Origin of the sequence: Streptomyces sp. NPDC006997 (genome assembly GCF_040635175.1) — a bacterium.
Classification (GTDB): domain Bacteria; phylum Actinomycetota; class Actinomycetes; order Streptomycetales; family Streptomycetaceae; genus Streptomyces.
The window spans coordinates 1-16,702 of the sequence record NZ_JBEYHH010000034.1; the positions used below are offsets into that span (position 1 = coordinate 1).

The 16,702-nt window shown below is 67.8% G+C and carries 12 protein-coding genes and 1 tRNA gene; 12 read left to right on the plus strand and 1 reads right to left on the minus strand.

Going from position 1 to position 16,702, the window contains the following annotated elements:
• Positions 1-114: 114 nt before the first annotated feature.
• Entirely contained in the window at positions 115-1,341 is a 1,227-nt protein-coding gene (locus tag ABZ659_RS28130) for a pyridoxal phosphate-dependent aminotransferase (RefSeq protein ID WP_360225215.1), read from the minus strand.
• 270 nt (positions 1,342-1,611) lie between these two features.
• Here ABZ659_RS28130 and ABZ659_RS28135 point away from each other — a divergent pair.
• From ABZ659_RS28135 to ABZ659_RS28190, 12 genes are all read left to right on the plus strand, one after another.
• Positions 1,612-1,684: transfer RNA gene (locus ABZ659_RS28135), tRNA-Trp, on the plus strand.
• A 105-nt stretch (positions 1,685-1,789) separates the two neighbouring features.
• Entirely contained in the window at positions 1,790-2,077 is a 288-nt protein-coding gene (secE, locus tag ABZ659_RS28140; RefSeq protein ID WP_360225217.1) for a preprotein translocase subunit SecE, read from the plus strand.
• A 77-nt stretch (positions 2,078-2,154) separates the two neighbouring features.
• Positions 2,155-2,994, plus strand: coding sequence for a transcription termination/antitermination protein NusG (gene nusG / locus ABZ659_RS28145; protein ID WP_360225219.1), 840 nt, complete (start codon positions 2,155-2,157; stop codon positions 2,992-2,994).
• A gap of 188 nt (positions 2,995-3,182) precedes the next feature.
• Complete coding sequence (gene rplK, locus ABZ659_RS28150) at positions 3,183-3,617, plus strand: 50S ribosomal protein L11 (RefSeq protein WP_360225221.1); 435 nt, start codon at positions 3,183-3,185, stop codon at positions 3,615-3,617.
• 81 nt (positions 3,618-3,698) lie between these two features.
• Complete coding sequence (gene rplA / locus ABZ659_RS28155; protein WP_360225223.1) at positions 3,699-4,424, plus strand: 50S ribosomal protein L1; 726 nt, start codon at positions 3,699-3,701, stop codon at positions 4,422-4,424.
• 131 nt (positions 4,425-4,555) lie between these two features.
• Positions 4,556-5,431 carry a hypothetical protein gene (locus ABZ659_RS28160; RefSeq protein ID WP_360225225.1) on the plus strand — a complete coding sequence of 292 codons (876 nt, stop codon included), beginning with the start codon at positions 4,556-4,558 and terminating at the stop codon, positions 5,429-5,431.
• 90 nt (positions 5,432-5,521) lie between these two features.
• Positions 5,522-6,394, plus strand: coding sequence for a DUF1396 domain-containing protein (locus ABZ659_RS28165; protein ID WP_360225227.1), 873 nt, complete (start codon positions 5,522-5,524; stop codon positions 6,392-6,394).
• A gap of 306 nt (positions 6,395-6,700) precedes the next feature.
• Positions 6,701-7,231, plus strand: a complete 531-nt coding sequence (gene rplJ / locus ABZ659_RS28170) for a 50S ribosomal protein L10 (protein WP_358779919.1) — start codon at positions 6,701-6,703, stop codon at positions 7,229-7,231.
• A gap of 114 nt (positions 7,232-7,345) precedes the next feature.
• Complete coding sequence (rplL, locus tag ABZ659_RS28175) at positions 7,346-7,732, plus strand: 50S ribosomal protein L7/L12 (protein WP_360225229.1); 387 nt, start codon at positions 7,346-7,348, stop codon at positions 7,730-7,732.
• A 567-nt stretch (positions 7,733-8,299) separates the two neighbouring features.
• The gene (gene rpoB / locus ABZ659_RS28180) at positions 8,300-11,779 is read left to right on the plus strand and encodes a DNA-directed RNA polymerase subunit beta (protein WP_360225231.1); all 3,480 of its coding nucleotides are present in this window, start codon (positions 8,300-8,302) and stop codon (positions 11,777-11,779) included.
• A gap of 94 nt (positions 11,780-11,873) precedes the next feature.
• Positions 11,874-15,788: a DNA-directed RNA polymerase subunit beta' gene (locus tag ABZ659_RS28185; RefSeq protein WP_360225233.1), complete on the plus strand. Its 3,915-nt coding sequence runs from the start codon at positions 11,874-11,876 to the stop codon at positions 15,786-15,788.
• Positions 15,789-15,914: 126 nt separating this feature from the next.
• Positions 15,915-16,475 carry a DUF1707 and DUF4190 domain-containing protein gene (locus ABZ659_RS28190; RefSeq protein ID WP_360225235.1) on the plus strand — a complete coding sequence of 187 codons (561 nt, stop codon included), beginning with the start codon at positions 15,915-15,917 and terminating at the stop codon, positions 16,473-16,475.
• Positions 16,476-16,702 lie beyond the last annotated feature (227 nt).

Genomic DNA, 16,702 nt, shown 5'->3' on the forward strand with positions numbered 1-16,702 from the left:
GGTCGCGGACTGACGGCTGACGGCCGACGGACCGAGACGGCGAACTGAGAAGGCTGACAGGGACAGTGGGGGCTCACGTGAGTGGTCAGACGGGCCCACCCGCCTCAGGGCACGTCAGTCGCGCGCCTCCGCCAGCAGCTTCTGGATCCGGCTCACGCCCTCCACCAGGTCCTCGTCACCGAGCGCGTACGACAGCCGCAGGTAGCCCGGCGTACCGAACGCCTCGCCCGGGACCACCGCGACCTCGGCCTCCTCCAGGATCAGCGCGGCCAGCTCGACGGTGTTCTGCGGACGCTTGCCGCGGATCTCCTTGCCGACCAGCGCCTTCACCGACGGGTAGGCGTAGAACGCGCCCTCGGGCTCCGGGCAGAGCACGCCGTCGATCTCGTTGAGCATCCGCACGATCGTCTTGCGGCGCCGGTCGAACGCCTCGCGCATCTTCGCCACCGCGTCCAGGTCGCCGGAGACCGCGGCGAGCGCCGCCACCTGGGCGACGTTGGAGACGTTCGACGTGGCGTGCGACTGGAGGTTGGTCGCGGCCTTGACCACGTCCTTCGGGCCGACGATCCAGCCCACCCGCCAGCCGGTCATCGCGTACGTCTTGGCGACGCCGTTGACCACGATGCACTTGTCCCGCAGCTCCGGCGTGACGGCGGGCAGCGACACGGACACCGCGTCGCCGTACACCAGGTGCTCGTAGATCTCGTCGGTCAGCACCCACAGGCCGTGCTCCACGGCCCAGCGGCCGATCGCCTCGGTCTCGGACTCGGTGTAGACGGCGCCGGTCGGGTTCGACGGCGACACGAAGAGGACGACCTTCGTCTTCTCGGTGCGGGCCGCCTCCAGCTGCTCCACGCTCACCCGGTAGCCGGTGGTCTCGTCGGCGACGACCTCCACCGGGACACCGCCGGCCAGCCGGATCGACTCGGGGTACGTCGTCCAGTACGGCGCCGGGACGATGACCTCGTCACCCGGGTCGAGGATCGCGGCGAACGCCTCGTAGATGGCCTGCTTGCCGCCGTTGGTGACGAGGATCTGGGACGGGTCGACCTCGTAGCCGGAGTCGCGCAGCGTCTTCGCGGCGATCGCGGCCTTCAGCTCGGGCAGGCCGCCCGCCGGCGTGTAGCGGTGGTACTTCGGGTTCCGGCAGGCCTCGACGGCCGCCTCGACGATGTAGTCCGGGGTCGGGAAGTCGGGCTCGCCCGCCCCGAAGCCGATCACCGGGCGCCCGGCGGCCTTGAGGGCCTTGGCCTTGGCGTCGACGGCGAGGGTGGCGGACTCGGAGATCGCGCCGACTCGGGCGGAGACCCGGCGCTCGGTGGGAGGGGTTGCAGCGCTCATGGGCCCATCGTTTCAGACCGGAAATGTGCGTGGCACGCGGGTTTCACGAACTGAACAGTGCCGGGCAAACCGTCGGACAGCCGTCCGAAATGATCGCCGGGACCGCCGCCAACAGGCGGTCTTTCTCGCCGTAACGCCCTCACGGGCGCTTTCTGTTCGACGATCGGTCGAGGAACACGTACACTCACACGTCGTTGGCCTTCAGCGGGCCGCGCTCGCCGGGTGCACACCGTGCACCCGACCGGATGCGGTACGTTGGGGGAGTCACAAAGGGTCGTAGCTCAATTGGTAGAGCACTGGTCTCCAAAACCAGCGGTTGGGGGTTCAAGTCCCTCCGGCCCTGCTACACACACCGCCAGGATGTGTGCGCAGGTACGTACAGCATTGCACCGCCGTGCGGCTCAGACCGGGCGCGGCACGGCCACGACCCGGGATCAGGTGAGGATGAATGTCGGACGCCGTGGGCTCCCTCGACACGCCTGATGCCCAGGACGAGGTGCCCGAGTCGAAGAAGAAGACCCGTAAGGGTGGCAAGCGCGCCAAGAAGGGCCCGCTGAAGCGCCTCGCTCTCTTCTACCGCCAGATCGTCGCGGAGCTCCGCAAGGTCGTCTGGCCGACGCGCAGCCAGCTGACGCGGTACACGACCGTGGTGATCTTCTTCGTGATCGTGATGATCGGCCTGGTGACCGTGATTGACTATGGGCTCGACCACGCCGCCAAGTACGTCTTCGGCTGAGCCAGAAGCGAAGGGCGCCGTGATCGGCGCCCCTTTCGCGTGTTCCACCCGTATGTATCCAGGAAGAAGCAGCCACCGTGTCTGACCCGAACGTGAACGACGCCATGGAGCCTCGCGAGGACGTCGTCGAGTCCGTGGATGACGATCTCGACATCGTCGCGGGCGCGGACGAGGTCGACGAGACCCGGGCCGACGAGGCCGAGGCTGCGGACACCGCCGCCGACGAGGAGACGGAAGAGGCGGCCCCGGCTGAGGAAGCCGAGGCAGCCGAGGCTGAGGCCGAGGAGCCCGAGGCCGACATCGACCCCGTCGAGAAGCTCCGCCAGGAACTCCGCGTCCTGCCCGGCGAGTGGTACGTCATCCACACCTACGCCGGTTACGAGAACCGCGTGAAGACCAACCTGGAGCAGCGCGCCGTCTCGCTGAACGTCGAGGACTACATCTTCCAGGCCGAGGTGCCGCAGGAAGAGGTCGTCCAGATCAAGAACGGCGACCGCAAGACGATCAAGCAGAACAAGCTGCCCGGCTACGTCCTGGTCCGCATGGACCTGACGAACGAGTCCTGGGGTGTCGTCCGCAACACCCCCGGTGTCACCGGCTTCGTGGGCAACGCCTACGACCCGTACCCGCTGACGCTGGACGAGATCGTCAAGATGCTCGCCCCGGAGGCCGAGGAGAAGGCCGCCCGCGAGGCCGCGGAGGCCGAGGGCAAGCCCGCGCCGCAGCGCAAGGTCGAGGTCCAGGTGCTGGACTTCGAGGTCGGCGACTCGGTCACTGTCACCGACGGCCCGTTCGCCACGCTGCAGGCCACGATCAACGAGATCAACGCCGACTCGAAGAAGGTCAAGGGCCTCGTCGAGATCTTCGGCCGCGAGACCCCGGTCGAGCTGAGCTTCGACCAGATCCAGAAGAACTGACCCTTCTGGAGCACCGCTTCCGCGCAGGTCAGGCAGGCTCTTCGCTGGGGGTACCCCCGCTTGCGGGGGCTGTCTGACCTGCTCGGTTTTTGGCCGCGCATCTATACCCGTTATCGTTGTGCGGTATGCCTGCGTCAGGGTCGCGACCCTGGGTGGGCAGGACCCGAATCGAAAGGACCCGGAGAGCCATGCCTCCCAAGAAGAAGAAGGTCACGGGGCTCATCAAGCTCCAGATCCAGGCCGGTGCCGCCAACCCGGCTCCGCCGGTCGGCCCCGCGCTGGGTCAGCACGGCGTGAACATCATGGAGTTCTGCAAGGCGTACAACGCCGCGACCGAGTCGCAGCGTGGCTGGGTCATCCCGGTGGAGATCACGGTCTACGAGGACCGCTCGTTCACCTTCATCACCAAGACCCCGCCGGCCGCCAAGATGATCCTGAAGGCCGCGGGCGTGGAGAAGGGCTCCGGCGAGCCGCACAAGACCAAGGTCGCGAAGATCACCCGCGAGCAGGTCCGTGAGATCGCCACCACCAAGATGGCCGACCTCAACGCCAACGACCTGGACGCCGCCGAGAAGATCATCGCCGGCACCGCCCGTTCCATGGGCGTCACGGTCGAGGGCTGAGCCCCAACCTCCCCATCAGCAGATGAGTGGCGGGGCCTGCTCGGCCCGGACCACGACTCCTAAGCAACCCCAGGAGCAGTAGTGAGCAAGCGCAGCAAGTCTCTCCGCGCTGCGGACGCCAAGGTCGACCGGGAGAAGCTCTACGCCCCGCTCGAGGCCGTCCGTCTCGCCAAGGAGACCTCCACGACCAAGTTCGACTCCACCGTCGAGGTCGCCTTCCGTCTGGGTGTCGACCCGCGCAAGGCCGACCAGATGGTCCGTGGCACCGTGAACCTCCCGCACGGCACCGGTAAGACCGCCCGGGTCCTGGTCTTCGCGACCGGCGACCGTGCCGAGGCCGCGCGTGCCGCGGGCGCCGACATCGTCGGCGCCGACGAACTCATCGACGAGGTGTCGAAGGGCCGTCTGGACTTCGACGCCGTCGTCGCCACCCCGGACCTCATGGGCAAGGTCGGCCGCCTCGGCCGCGTGCTCGGTCCGCGTGGTCTGATGCCGAACCCGAAGACCGGCACTGTCACCCCCGACGTCGCCAAGGCCGTCACCGAGATCAAGGGCGGCAAGATCGAGTTCCGTGTCGACAAGCACTCGAACCTGCACTTCATCATCGGCAAGTCGTCCTTCGACGACAGCAAGCTGGTGGAGAACTACGGCGCCGCGCTGGAGGAGATCCTCCGTCTGAAGCCGTCGGCCGCCAAGGGTCGCTACATCAAGAAGGCCGCCATCACCACCACGATGGGCCCCGGCATTCCGGTCGACCCGAACCGCACCCGCAACCTCCTCGTCGAGGAGGACCCGGCCGCCGTCTGATCCTGACGACGACCGCGGCTCGCGCACGCGTATCCGCCGACGGGCCCCGCGACCTTCCGAGGTGCGGGGCCCGTTGTCGTACCCGCGGGTTAGCGTGCAGGGGTGGGCTCGGGCGGACGAGGGGGGCACAGGTGAGGTACGGGCTGGTGGGGCGGGGAATCGCCGCGGTGGCGCTGGTGACGGTGGCCGCCTGCGGCTGGCCCGGGGACTCCGACAGGCCGACCGGGCCCACGGCCACCCCCGCGCCCACCGGCACGTCCGAGGGGGCCCCGGCCGCCGTGCGGGACGCGCTGCGCGCGGTGGAGAAGGCCACCGGAGAGGCCGGTTCCGCCCGGGTGACCTCCACGACGACGATGGGCCGGATGCTGTCCATGGAGACCACCGGCATGTTGTCCTGGGCCGACCGCCCCGTGGGCCGCCTCACCCTCACCTACACCGGCGGGGAGGTCGCCGACACCATGCGGGAGCTGGGCAGCGTCTCCATGCGGGCGCGGCTGCTGCCCGACGCCTACTACGCCGAGTTCGGTGACGCCTTCGCGACCCGGCTGCACGGCAGGCACTGGATCAGGTACGACCACGACAGCCTGGAGGAGCTGCCGGGCGGCTCCGGGGCACAGCTGAAGGAGGAGCTGGAGCGGACGGCTCCGGTCCAGCCCATAGAGCTGCTGCTGGCCTGTGGGAGCGCGCGGAAGGTCGGCCCCGACCCGGTCGACGGCCACCCCGCCACCCGCTACTCCGGCACGCTGGAGGTGGCGGAGCTGGCCGACTCCCCCCTGAAGCGGCGGCTCACCGACGCCGGGGTCCTCACCCAGTCCGTCGACCTCTGGGTCGACGAGCGGAACCTGCTGGTCAAGAAGGTGGAGAAGGGTGAGCTGGTGGAGACGGGCGAGCTGCGGCAGACCGCTTTCTACGACGACTACGGCCTGAAGGTCACTGTCGAGAGGCCGCCGGGTGATGACACGGTGAACTTCACGGAGCTGCTGGACGGACATGGCCAGGGGTCCTGACGGGCAGCGGGAATGGAGGCGAGGTCTGTCAGTCCTCTGGGATACGCTCGCCTTTCCTTGAATCGGCCATGTGTTCCTTGGGGGGAATCAATGAGTCCTTACACACGCACCCGCCGGGTCCGGGGCGGCGCGGTAGGCGCCGGCGTGTCCGCGCTGCTGCTGGCCGCGGGCGCGGTCGGCTGCTCCTCCGTCGACGGTGACGGCGGCTCGCCGGAGATGGAGCCCGCGGCGGCGGTCGCGGCGGCGGCGAAGAGCGCCGAGGAGATCACCTCCCTCCGGTACCGGATGACCGGCGAGATCCCCGAGTCCGGCGAGGTCGAGGGCGAGGCGGCGATGTCCATCGACCCGCTGGCGATGGACATGGAGATGTCGGTCGACGGCGCCACCGCCACCGAGTCCGGCACGGTGGAGATCCGGCTCGTCGACCAGGTCATGTACATCGGCGGCGGCGCCGAGATGGCCAAGGAGATGGACGGCAAGAGCTGGATGAAGATGGACCTGTCCACGCTCGGCGACGAGAACCCGCTCAACGACCTGGGCGCGGGCCAGGCCGGTCAGAACCCCAACGCCGAGTCCAGCTTCCTCGCGGACGCCGAGGACGTGGAGGAGGTCGGCACCGAGACCGTCGAGGGCGTGAAGACCACCCACTACAAGGGCACGGTCACCCTCGACCAGCTGCGCGAGGCGAACAAGGGCGAGAGCAAGGCCCTGCGCGAGCAGCGCGAGAAGAGCATCGAGCAGTACGAGAAGATGGGCGTCGACGCCCTGGACATGGACCTGTGGATCGACGGCGAGGACCGTGCCAAGCAGGTCCGGATGCAGGGTGACACCGACGGTGGCCAGCTGGACATGACCATCACCTTCCTGGAGTACAACCAGCCGGTGGAGGTCGAGGCCCCGCCCGCCGCGGAGACCTTCGACTTCGCCGAGATGATGGAGGAGTCCGCGGCCGCCGAGAGCTGAGCCGTGGGCAGGTGAGCGCGGGTGACCGGATTTGCCTGACGCCGATCCGGTCACGTACTCTCGTCCACGAAGCCAAAGACCGCTGGTCGTTGCCGTGCACTCGTTCGAGGGCATGGTGGCCGAAGGATCCGCTGAACAGCGGACGACCCGCGCAGGTGACAGTGGAAGAACTCCCGGAGAGTGTGCGCCCGCCGCACGCCCGCCCGGTCGAGTCCGCCCCGTGCGCCTGCGCCGGGGCGTTTCGTTTTTCCCAGTCCTCCTTCGGGTCCGCGCGGTCCGAATCACCCGGAAGGAGGCCGAGGCTCTATGGCGAGGCCCGACAAGGCTGCCGCGGTTGCCGAGCTGACGGACAAGTTCCGCAGCTCCAACGCCGCCGTGCTGACCGAGTACCGCGGTCTCACCGTGGCCCAGCTCAAGCAGCTGCGCCGTTCGCTCGGTGAGAACGCCCAGTACGCCGTGGTGAAGAACACGCTGACCAAGATTGCGGCCAACGAGGCCGGGATCACCACGCTGGACGACCAGTTCAATGGTCCGACGGCGGTTGCCTTCATCACCGGTGACCCGGTGGAGTCGGCGAAGGGTCTTCGTGACTTCGCCAAGGACAACCCGAATCTCGTCATCAAGGGCGGTGTCCTTGACGGCAAGGCGCTGTCCGCCGACGAGATCAAGAAGCTTGCGGACCTCGAGTCCCGCGAGGTTCTGCTCTCCAAGCTGGCCGGTGCCTTCAAGGCGAAGCAGTCCCAGGCTGCCTCCGTCTTCCAGGCGCTGCCGTCGAAGCTCGTCCGCACCGTGGACGCGCTCCGTGCCAAGCAGGACGAGCAGGGCGGTGCCGAGTAACTCGGCTCGCACTCCGGCCGCCGCTGCCTGAACGCGGAGGCCGTCGCGGGCCAGACGTACGCCCGCCACACCAGTACATCCGGCACCTGCCGAATTAGTGGAAGGACCGCCATCATGGCGAAGCTCAGCCAGGAAGACCTGCTCGCGCAGTTCGAGGAGATGACCCTCATCGAGCTCTCCGAGTTCGTGAAGGCCTTCGAGGAGAAGTTCGACGTCACCGCCGCCGCTGCCGCGCCGGTCGTCGTCGCCGGCCAGGGTGGCGGCGCCGCCACCGAGGCCGTCGAGGAGAAGGACGAGTTCGACGTCATCCTCACCGGTGCCGGCGACAAGAAGATCCAGGTCATCAAGGTCGTGCGTGAGCTGACCTCGCTCGGCCTGAAGGAGGCCAAGGACCTGGTGGACGGCGCCCCGAAGCCCGTCCTGGAGAAGGTTGCCAAGGACGCCGCGGACAAGGCCAAGGAGTCCCTCGAGGGCGCCGGCGCCTCCGTCGAGGTCAAGTGACACCCAGCGACACGGCACGGTCCCCAGTGGGGCTGTAACGCTGACGCACCGAAGAGCGATCATCCATCCGGGTGGTCGCTCTTCGGCGTGTTCGGGGGCGCGACCACGGTTGCCTTGCACCCGCGTACGCGAGGGGTATGGTGATCTTCGTCGTGTCTCTGGGTGGCCCCGGTCGGGCAGGGGGTTCGGACTGGGGGGCCTTGACGAACCGCACGCAGCGCGCAATTCTCAGGACGCGTCGTCACAAGGATCCGAATCCGAGGCATGGATCGGCGACGAAGAGGGCAGTATCAACGTGCGTTGAGGGCAGGCCTTGTCGCAGGTGTTGAGAACAACGAGGACAACGAGGACCAACACGGGTGCCAAAGACCCGCACTGGACATCAGTGTGCCAAGTGGCTACACTGACCCTTTGCGCTGCCTGTTAGCTTCCCCTGCCCGTCACCAGGGGTCTGCCCTCGCCTCAGCATCGATGACCAGTAAGTCCCCGACCTGGGATTTCTGTCTCCTGCGGCGGTGAGGGGCCGGTACGCGCGTAGTGAGTCCGAGCCCTCGGAAGGACCCCCTCTTGGCCGCCTCGCGCACTGCCTCCGCGAATACGAACAACGGCGCCAGCACCGCCCCGCTGCGCATCTCCTTTGCAAAGATCAAGGAGCCGCTTGAGGTTCCGAACCTTCTTGCGCTGCAAACCGAGAGCTTCGACTGGCTGCTCGGCAACGACGCGTGGAAGGCTCGTGTCGAGCGGGCTCTGGACAACGGTCAGGACGTCCCCACCAAGTCCGGGCTTGAGGAGATCTTCGAAGAGATCTCCCCGATCGAGGACTTCAGCGGGTCGATGTCGCTGACCTTCCGCGACCACCGTTTCGAGCCGCCGAAGAACTCGATCGACGAGTGCAAGGAGCGCGACTTCACCTACGCGGCTCCGCTCTTCGTCACCGCCGAGTTCACCAACAACGAGACCGGCGAGATCAAGTCCCAGACCGTCTTCATGGGCGACTTCCCGCTCATGACGAACAAGGGCACCTTCGTCATCAACGGCACCGAGCGTGTCGTGGTGTCGCAGCTCGTTCGTTCGCCGGGTGTGTACTTCGACTCCAGCATCGACAAGACGTCCGACAAGGACATCTTCTCGGCCAAGATCATCCCGTCCCGGGGTGCCTGGCTGGAGATGGAGATCGACAAGCGCGACATGGTCGGTGTCCGCATCGACCGCAAGCGCAAGCAGTCCGTGACCGTCCTGCTGAAGGCGCTCGGCTGGACCACCGAGCAGATCCTCGAGGAGTTCGGCGAGTACGAGTCCATGCGCGCCACCCTGGAGAAGGACCACACCCAGGGCCAGGACGACGCGCTGCTCGACATCTACCGCAAGCTGCGTCCGGGCGAGCCCCCCACGCGTGAGGCCGCGCAGACGCTGCTTGAGAACCTGTACTTCAACCCCAAGCGCTACGACCTCGCCAAGGTCGGCCGCTACAAGGTCAACAAGAAGCTGGGTACGGACACCCCGCTGGACGCGGGCATCCTGACCGTCGAGGACATCCTCGCGACGATCAAGTACCTGGTGAAGCTGCACGCCGGTGAGACCGAGACCGTCGGAGACAACGGCGACAAGGTCGTCGTCGAGACCGACGACATCGACCACTTCGGCAACCGTCGTCTGCGCAGCGTCGGCGAGCTGATCCAGAACCAGGTCCGTACGGGTCTGGCGCGCATGGAGCGCGTCGTGCGCGAGCGCATGACGACCCAGGACGTCGAGGCGATCACGCCGCAGACGCTGATCAACATCCGGCCGGTCGTCGCCTCCATCAAGGAGTTCTTCGGCACCAGCCAGCTGTCGCAGTTCATGGACCAGAACAACCCGCTGTCGGGTCTCACCCACAAGCGCCGTCTGTCGGCGCTCGGCCCGGGTGGTCTCTCCCGTGAGCGGGCGGGCTTCGAGGTCCGTGACGTGCACCCGTCGCACTACGGCCGCATGTGCCCGATCGAGACCCCCGAAGGCCCGAACATCGGTCTGATCGGCTCGCTCGCCTCCTACGGCCGGGTCAACGCGTTCGGCTTCGTCGAGACGCCGTACCGCAAGGTCGTCGAGGGCCAGGTCACCGACGAGGTGGACTACCTGACCGCCGACGAGGAGGACCGCTTCGTCATCGCCCAGGCCAACGCGCCGCTCACCGAGGACATGCACTTCTCGGAGCGCGTGCTGGTGCGCCGCCGCGGCGGCGAGGTCGACTACGTCCCCGGCGACGAGGTCGACTACATGGACGTCTCGCCGCGCCAGATGGTGTCGGTCGCGACCGCCATGATCCCGTTCCTGGAGCACGACGACGCCAACCGCGCCCTGATGGGCGCGAACATGATGCGCCAGGCCGTCCCGCTCATCAAGGCGGAGTCGCCGCTGGTCGGCACCGGCATGGAGTACCGCTCCGCGGTCGACGCCGGTGACGTCGTCAAGGCGGAGAAGGCCGGTGTGGTCCAGGAGGTCTCTGCGGACTACATCACCACCGCCAACGACGACGGCACGTACATCACGTACCGCCTGGCCAAGTTCGCCCGCTCCAACCAGGGCACCTCGGTCAACCAGAAGGTCATCGTCAACGAGGGCGACCGCGTCATCGAGGGCCAGGTCCTCGCCGACGGTCCGGCCACCCAGCACGGTGAGATGGCGCTCGGCAAGAACCTGCTGGTCGCGTTCATGCCGTGGGAGGGCCACAACTACGAGGACGCGATCATCCTGTCGCAGCGCCTCGTGCAGGACGACGTCCTCTCCTCGATCCACATCGAGGAGCACGAGGTCGACGCCCGTGACACCAAGCTCGGCCCCGAGGAGATCACCCGGGACATCCCGAACGTCTCCGAGGAGGTCCTCGCCGACCTCGACGAGCGCGGCATCATCCGCATCGGCGCCGAGGTCATCGCCGGTGACATCCTCGTCGGCAAGGTCACGCCCAAGGGCGAGACCGAGCTGACGCCGGAGGAGCGCCTGCTGCGCGCGATCTTCGGCGAGAAGGCCCGTGAGGTCCGTGACACCTCGCTGAAGGTGCCGCACGGCGAGACCGGCAAGGTCATCGGCGTCCGCGTCTTCGACCGCGAGGAGGGCGACGAGCTGCCCCCCGGCGTGAACCAGCTGGTCCGCGTGTACGTGGCGCAGAAGCGCAAGATCACCGACGGTGACAAGCTCGCCGGCCGCCACGGCAACAAGGGCGTCATCTCGAAGATCCTGCCGATCGAGGACATGCCGTTCATGGAGGACGGCACCCCGGTCGACATCATCCTCAACCCGCTGGGTGTGCCGTCCCGGATGAACCCGGGACAGGTCCTGGAGATCCACCTCGGCTGGCTCGCCAGCCAGGGCTGGGACGTCTCCGGCCTCGCGGACGAGTGGGCGCAGCGCCTCCAGCAGATCGGCGCCGACGTGGTCGAGCCCCGGACGAACGTGGCGACGCCGGTCTTCGACGGCGCCCGTGAGGACGAGCTGACCGGCCTGCTGGAGAACACCCTGCCCAACCGCGACGGCGACCGCATGGTCCAGCCGTCCGGCAAGGCGCGGCTGTTCGACGGCCGCTCGGGTGAGCCGTTCCCGGACCCGATCTCGGTCGGCTACATGTACATCCTCAAGCTGCACCACCTGGTCGACGACAAGCTGCACGCGCGCTCGACCGGCCCGTACTCGATGATCACCCAGCAGCCGCTGGGTGGTAAGGCCCAGTTCGGTGGCCAGCGGTTCGGCGAGATGGAGGTGTGGGCCCTTGAGGCGTACGGCGCCGCCTACGCCCTCCAGGAGCTGCTGACCATCAAGTCCGACGACGTCACCGGCCGCGTGAAGGTCTACGAGGCCATCGTCAAGGGCGAGAACATCCCCGAGCCCGGCATCCCCGAGTCCTTCAAGGTGCTCATCAAGGAGATGCAGTCCCTGTGCCTGAACGTGGAGGTGCTGTCCAGCGACGGTATGTCCATCGAGATGCGCGACACCGACGAGGACGTCTTCCGCGCTGCGGAGGAGCTCGGCATCGACCTGTCCCGGCGCGAGCCGAGCAGCGTCGAAGAGGTCTGACGGGAGTTCCGGAGACCTCCACCCGGAGGTCTCCGGCCCCAGGACCCCCGTATCAGACCCCAAGACTCACAACCCTGAGAGGGATTGACGCATAGTGCTCGACGTCAACTTCTTCGACGAGCTCCGGATCGGCCTGGCCACCGCTGACGACATCCGTCAGTGGAGCCACGGCGAGGTCAAGAAGCCCGAGACCATCAACTACCGCACGCTCAAGCCGGAAAAGGACGGGCTCTTCTGCGAGAAGATCTTCGGTCCGACCCGGGACTGGGAGTGCTACTGCGGCAAGTACAAGCGCGTCCGCTTCAAGGGCATCATCTGCGAGCGCTGTGGCGTCGAGGTCACCCGCGCCAAGGTGCGCCGTGAGCGGATGGGTCACATCGAGCTGGCCGCGCCCGTCACGCACATCTGGTACTTCAAGGGCGTTCCCTCGCGCCTCGGTTACCTGCTCGACCTCGCCCCGAAGGACCTGGAGAAGGTCATCTACTTCGCGGCGTACATGATCACGTTCGTCGACGAGGAGCGCCGCACCCGCGACCTGCCCTCGCTGGAGGCCCACGTCTCCGTCGAGCGTCAGCAGATCGAGCAGCGCCGGGACGCCGACCTGGAGGCCCGCGCCAAGAAGCTCGAGACCGACCTGGCCGAGCTGGAGGCCGAGGGCGCCAAGGCCGACGTGCGCCGCAAGGTGCGCGAGGGTGCCGAGCGTGAGATGAAGCAGCTGCGCGACCGCGCGCAGCGCGAGATCGACCGCCTCGACGAGGTGTGGAACCGGTTCAAGAACCTCAAGGTCCAGGACCTGGAGGGCGACGAGCTGCTCTACCGCGAGCTGCGCGACCGCTTCGGCACCTACTTCGACGGCTCGATGGGCGCCGCCGCGCTGCAGAAGCGGCTGGAGTCCTTCGACCTCGACGAGGAGGCCGAGAAGCTCCGCGAGATCATCCGCACCGGCAAGGGGCAGAAGAAGACCCGTGCGCTCAAGCGCCTGAAGGTCGTCTCCGCGTTCCTGCAGACCAGCAACAGCCCCAAGGGCATGGTCCTGGACTGCGTGCCGGTCATCCCGCCGGACCTGCGTCCGATGGTGCAGCTGGACGGTGGCCGCTTCGCGACCTCCGACCTGAACGACCTGTACCGCCGTGTCATCAACCGCAACAACCGCCTGAAGCGGCTTCTCGACCTCGGCGCGCCCGAGATCATCGTGAACAACGAGAAGCGGATGCTCCAGGAGGCCGTGGACGCGCTGTTCGACAACGGCCGTCGTGGCCGCCCGGTGACGGGCCCCGGCAACCGTCCGCTGAAGTCGCTGTCCGACATGCTCAAGGGCAAGCAGGGCCGCTTCCGGCAGAACCTGCTCGGCAAGCGAGTCGACTACTCGGCGCGTTCCGTGATCGTCGTCGGCCCGCAGCTGAAGCTGCACCAGTGCGGTCTGCCGAAGGCGATGGCGCTGGAGCTGTTCAAGCCGTTCGTGATGAAGCGGCTGGTCGACCTGAACCACGCGCAGAACATCAAGAGCGCCAAGCGCATGGTGGAGCGCGGCCGGACCGTGGTGTACGACGTCCTCGAAGAGGTCATCGCCGAGCACCCGGTGCTGCTGAACCGTGCGCCCACCCTGCACCGCCTCGGCATCCAGGCCTTCGAGCCGCAGCTGGTCGAGGGCAAGGCCATCCAGATCCACCCGCTCGTCTGCACCGCGTTCAACGCGGACTTCGACGGTGACCAGATGGCCGTGCACCTGCCGCTGTCCGCGGAGGCGCAGGCCGAGGCCCGCATCCTGATGCTGTCCTCGAACAACATCCTCAAGCCCGCCGACGGCCGTCCGGTGACGATGCCGACCCAGGACATGGTGCTGGGTCTGTACTTCCTGACGACCGACAGCGACGCCCGTGAGGTCAAGGGCGAGGGCCGCGCGTTCGCGTCCGTCGCCGAGGCGATCATGGCCTTCGACGCCGGCGAGCTGTCGCTCCAGTCGAAGATCGACGTCCGCTTCCCGGTCGGCACCATCCCGCCGCGCGGCTGGACCCCGCCGGTCCGCGAGGAGGGGGACGACCGCGTCGGGGCAGGTGAGTGGCAGCAGGGTGACAGCTTCACGCTGAAGACCACGCTGGGCCGCGCGCTATTCAACGAGCTGCTGCCCGAGGACTACCCCTTCGTCGACTACGAGGTCGGCAAGAAGCAGCTCTCCCAGATCGTCAACGACCTGGCCGAGCGCTACCCGAAGGTCATCGTGGCGGCGACGCTCGACAACCTGAAGGCGGCGGGCTTCTTCTGGGCCACCCGTTCCGGCGTCACCGTGGCCTTCTCCGACATCGTCGGTCCGCCGGAGAAGCCGCAGATCCTGGAGCGGTACGAGGACCAGGCGCTGAAGATCCAGAAGCAGTTCGAGCGTGGTCTCGTCACCAAGGAAGAGCGCACGCAGGAACTGATCGTCATCTGGAACAAGGCGTCCAGCGAGGTCGCCGAGGCGATGCAGCGGAACTTCCCGCGCACCAACTCGATCTTCATCATGATCGAGTCCGGCGCCCGAGGAAACATGATGCAGCTGCGTCAGATCGCCGGTATGCGTGGTCTGGTGTCCAACGCCAAGAACGAGACCATCCCGCGGCCGATCAAGGCGTCGTACCGCGACGGTCTCACCGTGCTGGAGTACTTCATCGCCACGCACGGTGCCCGTAAGGGTCTGGCGGACACCGCCCTGCGTACCGCCGACTCGGGTTACCTCACCCGTCGTCTGGTCGACGTCTCCCAGGACGTCATCATCCGCGAGGAGGACTGCGGCACCGAGCGCGGTCTGCGGCTGCGGATCGCCGAGCGCGACGCCGAGGGCACGCTGCTCAAGGCGGACGACGTCGAGACGTCCGTGTACGCGCGCTGCCTCGCCGAGGACATCGTCGTCGACGGCAAGGTGCTGGCCCCGGCCGGTACCGACCTCGGTGACGTGCTCATCGACGAGCTGGTCAAGCACGGCGTCGCGGAGGTCAAGACCCGCTCGGTCCTGACCTGCGAGTCCGCCGTCGGTACCTGCGCCATGTGCTACGGCCGCTCGCTGGCCACCGGCAAGCTGGTCGACATCGGTGAGGCGGTCGGCATCATCGCCGCCCAGTCCATCGGCGAGCCCGGCACCCAGCTGACGATGCGTACCTTCCACACCGGTGGTGTGGCCGGTGACGACATCACCCAGGGTCTGCCGCGTGTCGTCGAGCTGTTCGAGGCCCGTACCCCGAAGGGTGTCGCCCCGATCTCCGAGGCCGCCGGGCGGGTGCGGATCGAGGAGACCGAGAAGACCAAGAAGCTCGTCGTCACCCCGGACGACGGCAGCGACGAGACGGCGTACCCGATCTCGAAGCGTGCCCGTCTCCTGGTGTCCGAGGGCGAGCACGTCGAGGTGGGCCAGAAGCTCACCGTGGGTGCCACCAACCCGCACGACGTGCTGCGCATCCTGGGCCAGCGGGCCGTCCAGGTCCACCTGGTCGGCGAGGTCCAGAAGGTCTACAACTCGCAGGGTGTGTCGATCCACGACAAGCACATCGAGATCATCATCCGGCAGATGCTGCGCCGTGTGACGATCATCGAGTCCGGCGACGCCGAGCTGCTGCCCGGCGAGCTGGTCGAGCGCTCGAAGTTCGAGACCGAGAACCGTCGTGTGGTCCAGGAGGGCGGTCACCCGGCCTCCGGCCGTCCGCAGCTGATGGGTATCACCAAGGCGTCGCTGGCGACCGAGTCCTGGCTGTCGGCGGCGTCCTTCCAGGAGACGACCAGGGTCCTGACGGACGCGGCGATCAACGCCAAGTCCGACTCCCTGATCGGCCTCAAGGAGAACGTCATCATCGGTAAGCTCATCCCGGCCGGTACGGGTCTGTCCCGCTACCGCAACATCCGGGTGGAGCCGACCGAGGAGGCCAAGGCCGCGATGTACTCGGCCGTCGGCTACGACGACATCGACTACTCGCCGTTCGGCACGGGCTCCGGCCAGGCCGTTCCGCTGGAGGACTACGACTACGGTCCGTACAACCAGTAGGCGGCGCGGTAGGTCCTGAAGGGCGGTCACCCCGATCGGGGTGACCGCCCTTCGGCGTATGCGGAACCGAAGCGGCGCAACGGGCGTTGAAAGGGGCAAGAGGTCGCAATCGGCTGGGAGGCGCCCATGTCCGAACCGTCACCGTGGCGGCAGTGGCAGCCCTGGCAGGGGCAGAGCAGCGGCGGCAACGCGTCGTCGATGCTCGCCTCCCACGCGGACCGGGAGCGGGCCGTGGACGTGCTCAGAGCCGGGTTCAGCGAGGGGCGGCTGCTGGGGGCGGAGCTGGAGAAGCGGGTGGCGCGCGCCTACCAGGCGCGGACGGTGGGGGAGCTGGCCCTGCTCGTCGCCGACCTGCCGCAGGGGCCGGTGCCGTTCGCCGGGGCCCTGCCCCAGCCCGTGCCGCCCGTGCAGGCCGTTCCGCACACCTTCCTGCCCGCCCCGCGACCGCCGGTCAACGGCAAGGCGGTCGGCTCCATGGTCTGCGGGGTGCTCACGGTGGTGACCGGCGGGGTCACCGGCATCCCCGCGGTGATCCTGGGCCACGCGGCCCGGGCGGAGATGCGGCGCAGCGGCGAGGGCGGTGAGGGCTTCGCCATGACGGGGCTGGTGCTCGGGTGGCTCTCGGTGGCGGGCTGGGCCCTGATCGTGACGATACTCTTCGCGGCGGCGCTGGCGTCAGGCGGCTGACCTGCGGAAAGCCTGGCCGCAGGCGTTCGGGTGTCAGGCATTCGAAGATCATCCGAGTGGCTGGGCTTTGGCCTGATTCGGGTGGCTCGGGTGGGCCCGCCCATTTGTTTTGACCACAGCGAATGAGGTAGGTACGCTCAGACCTTGTGCCTGGGGTGTGCCCTGGCCCTCGTGCGTGCCTTCACACCGCACTGCGGGGCCGTGAGCGGCCACCGAAATCGCGCTTC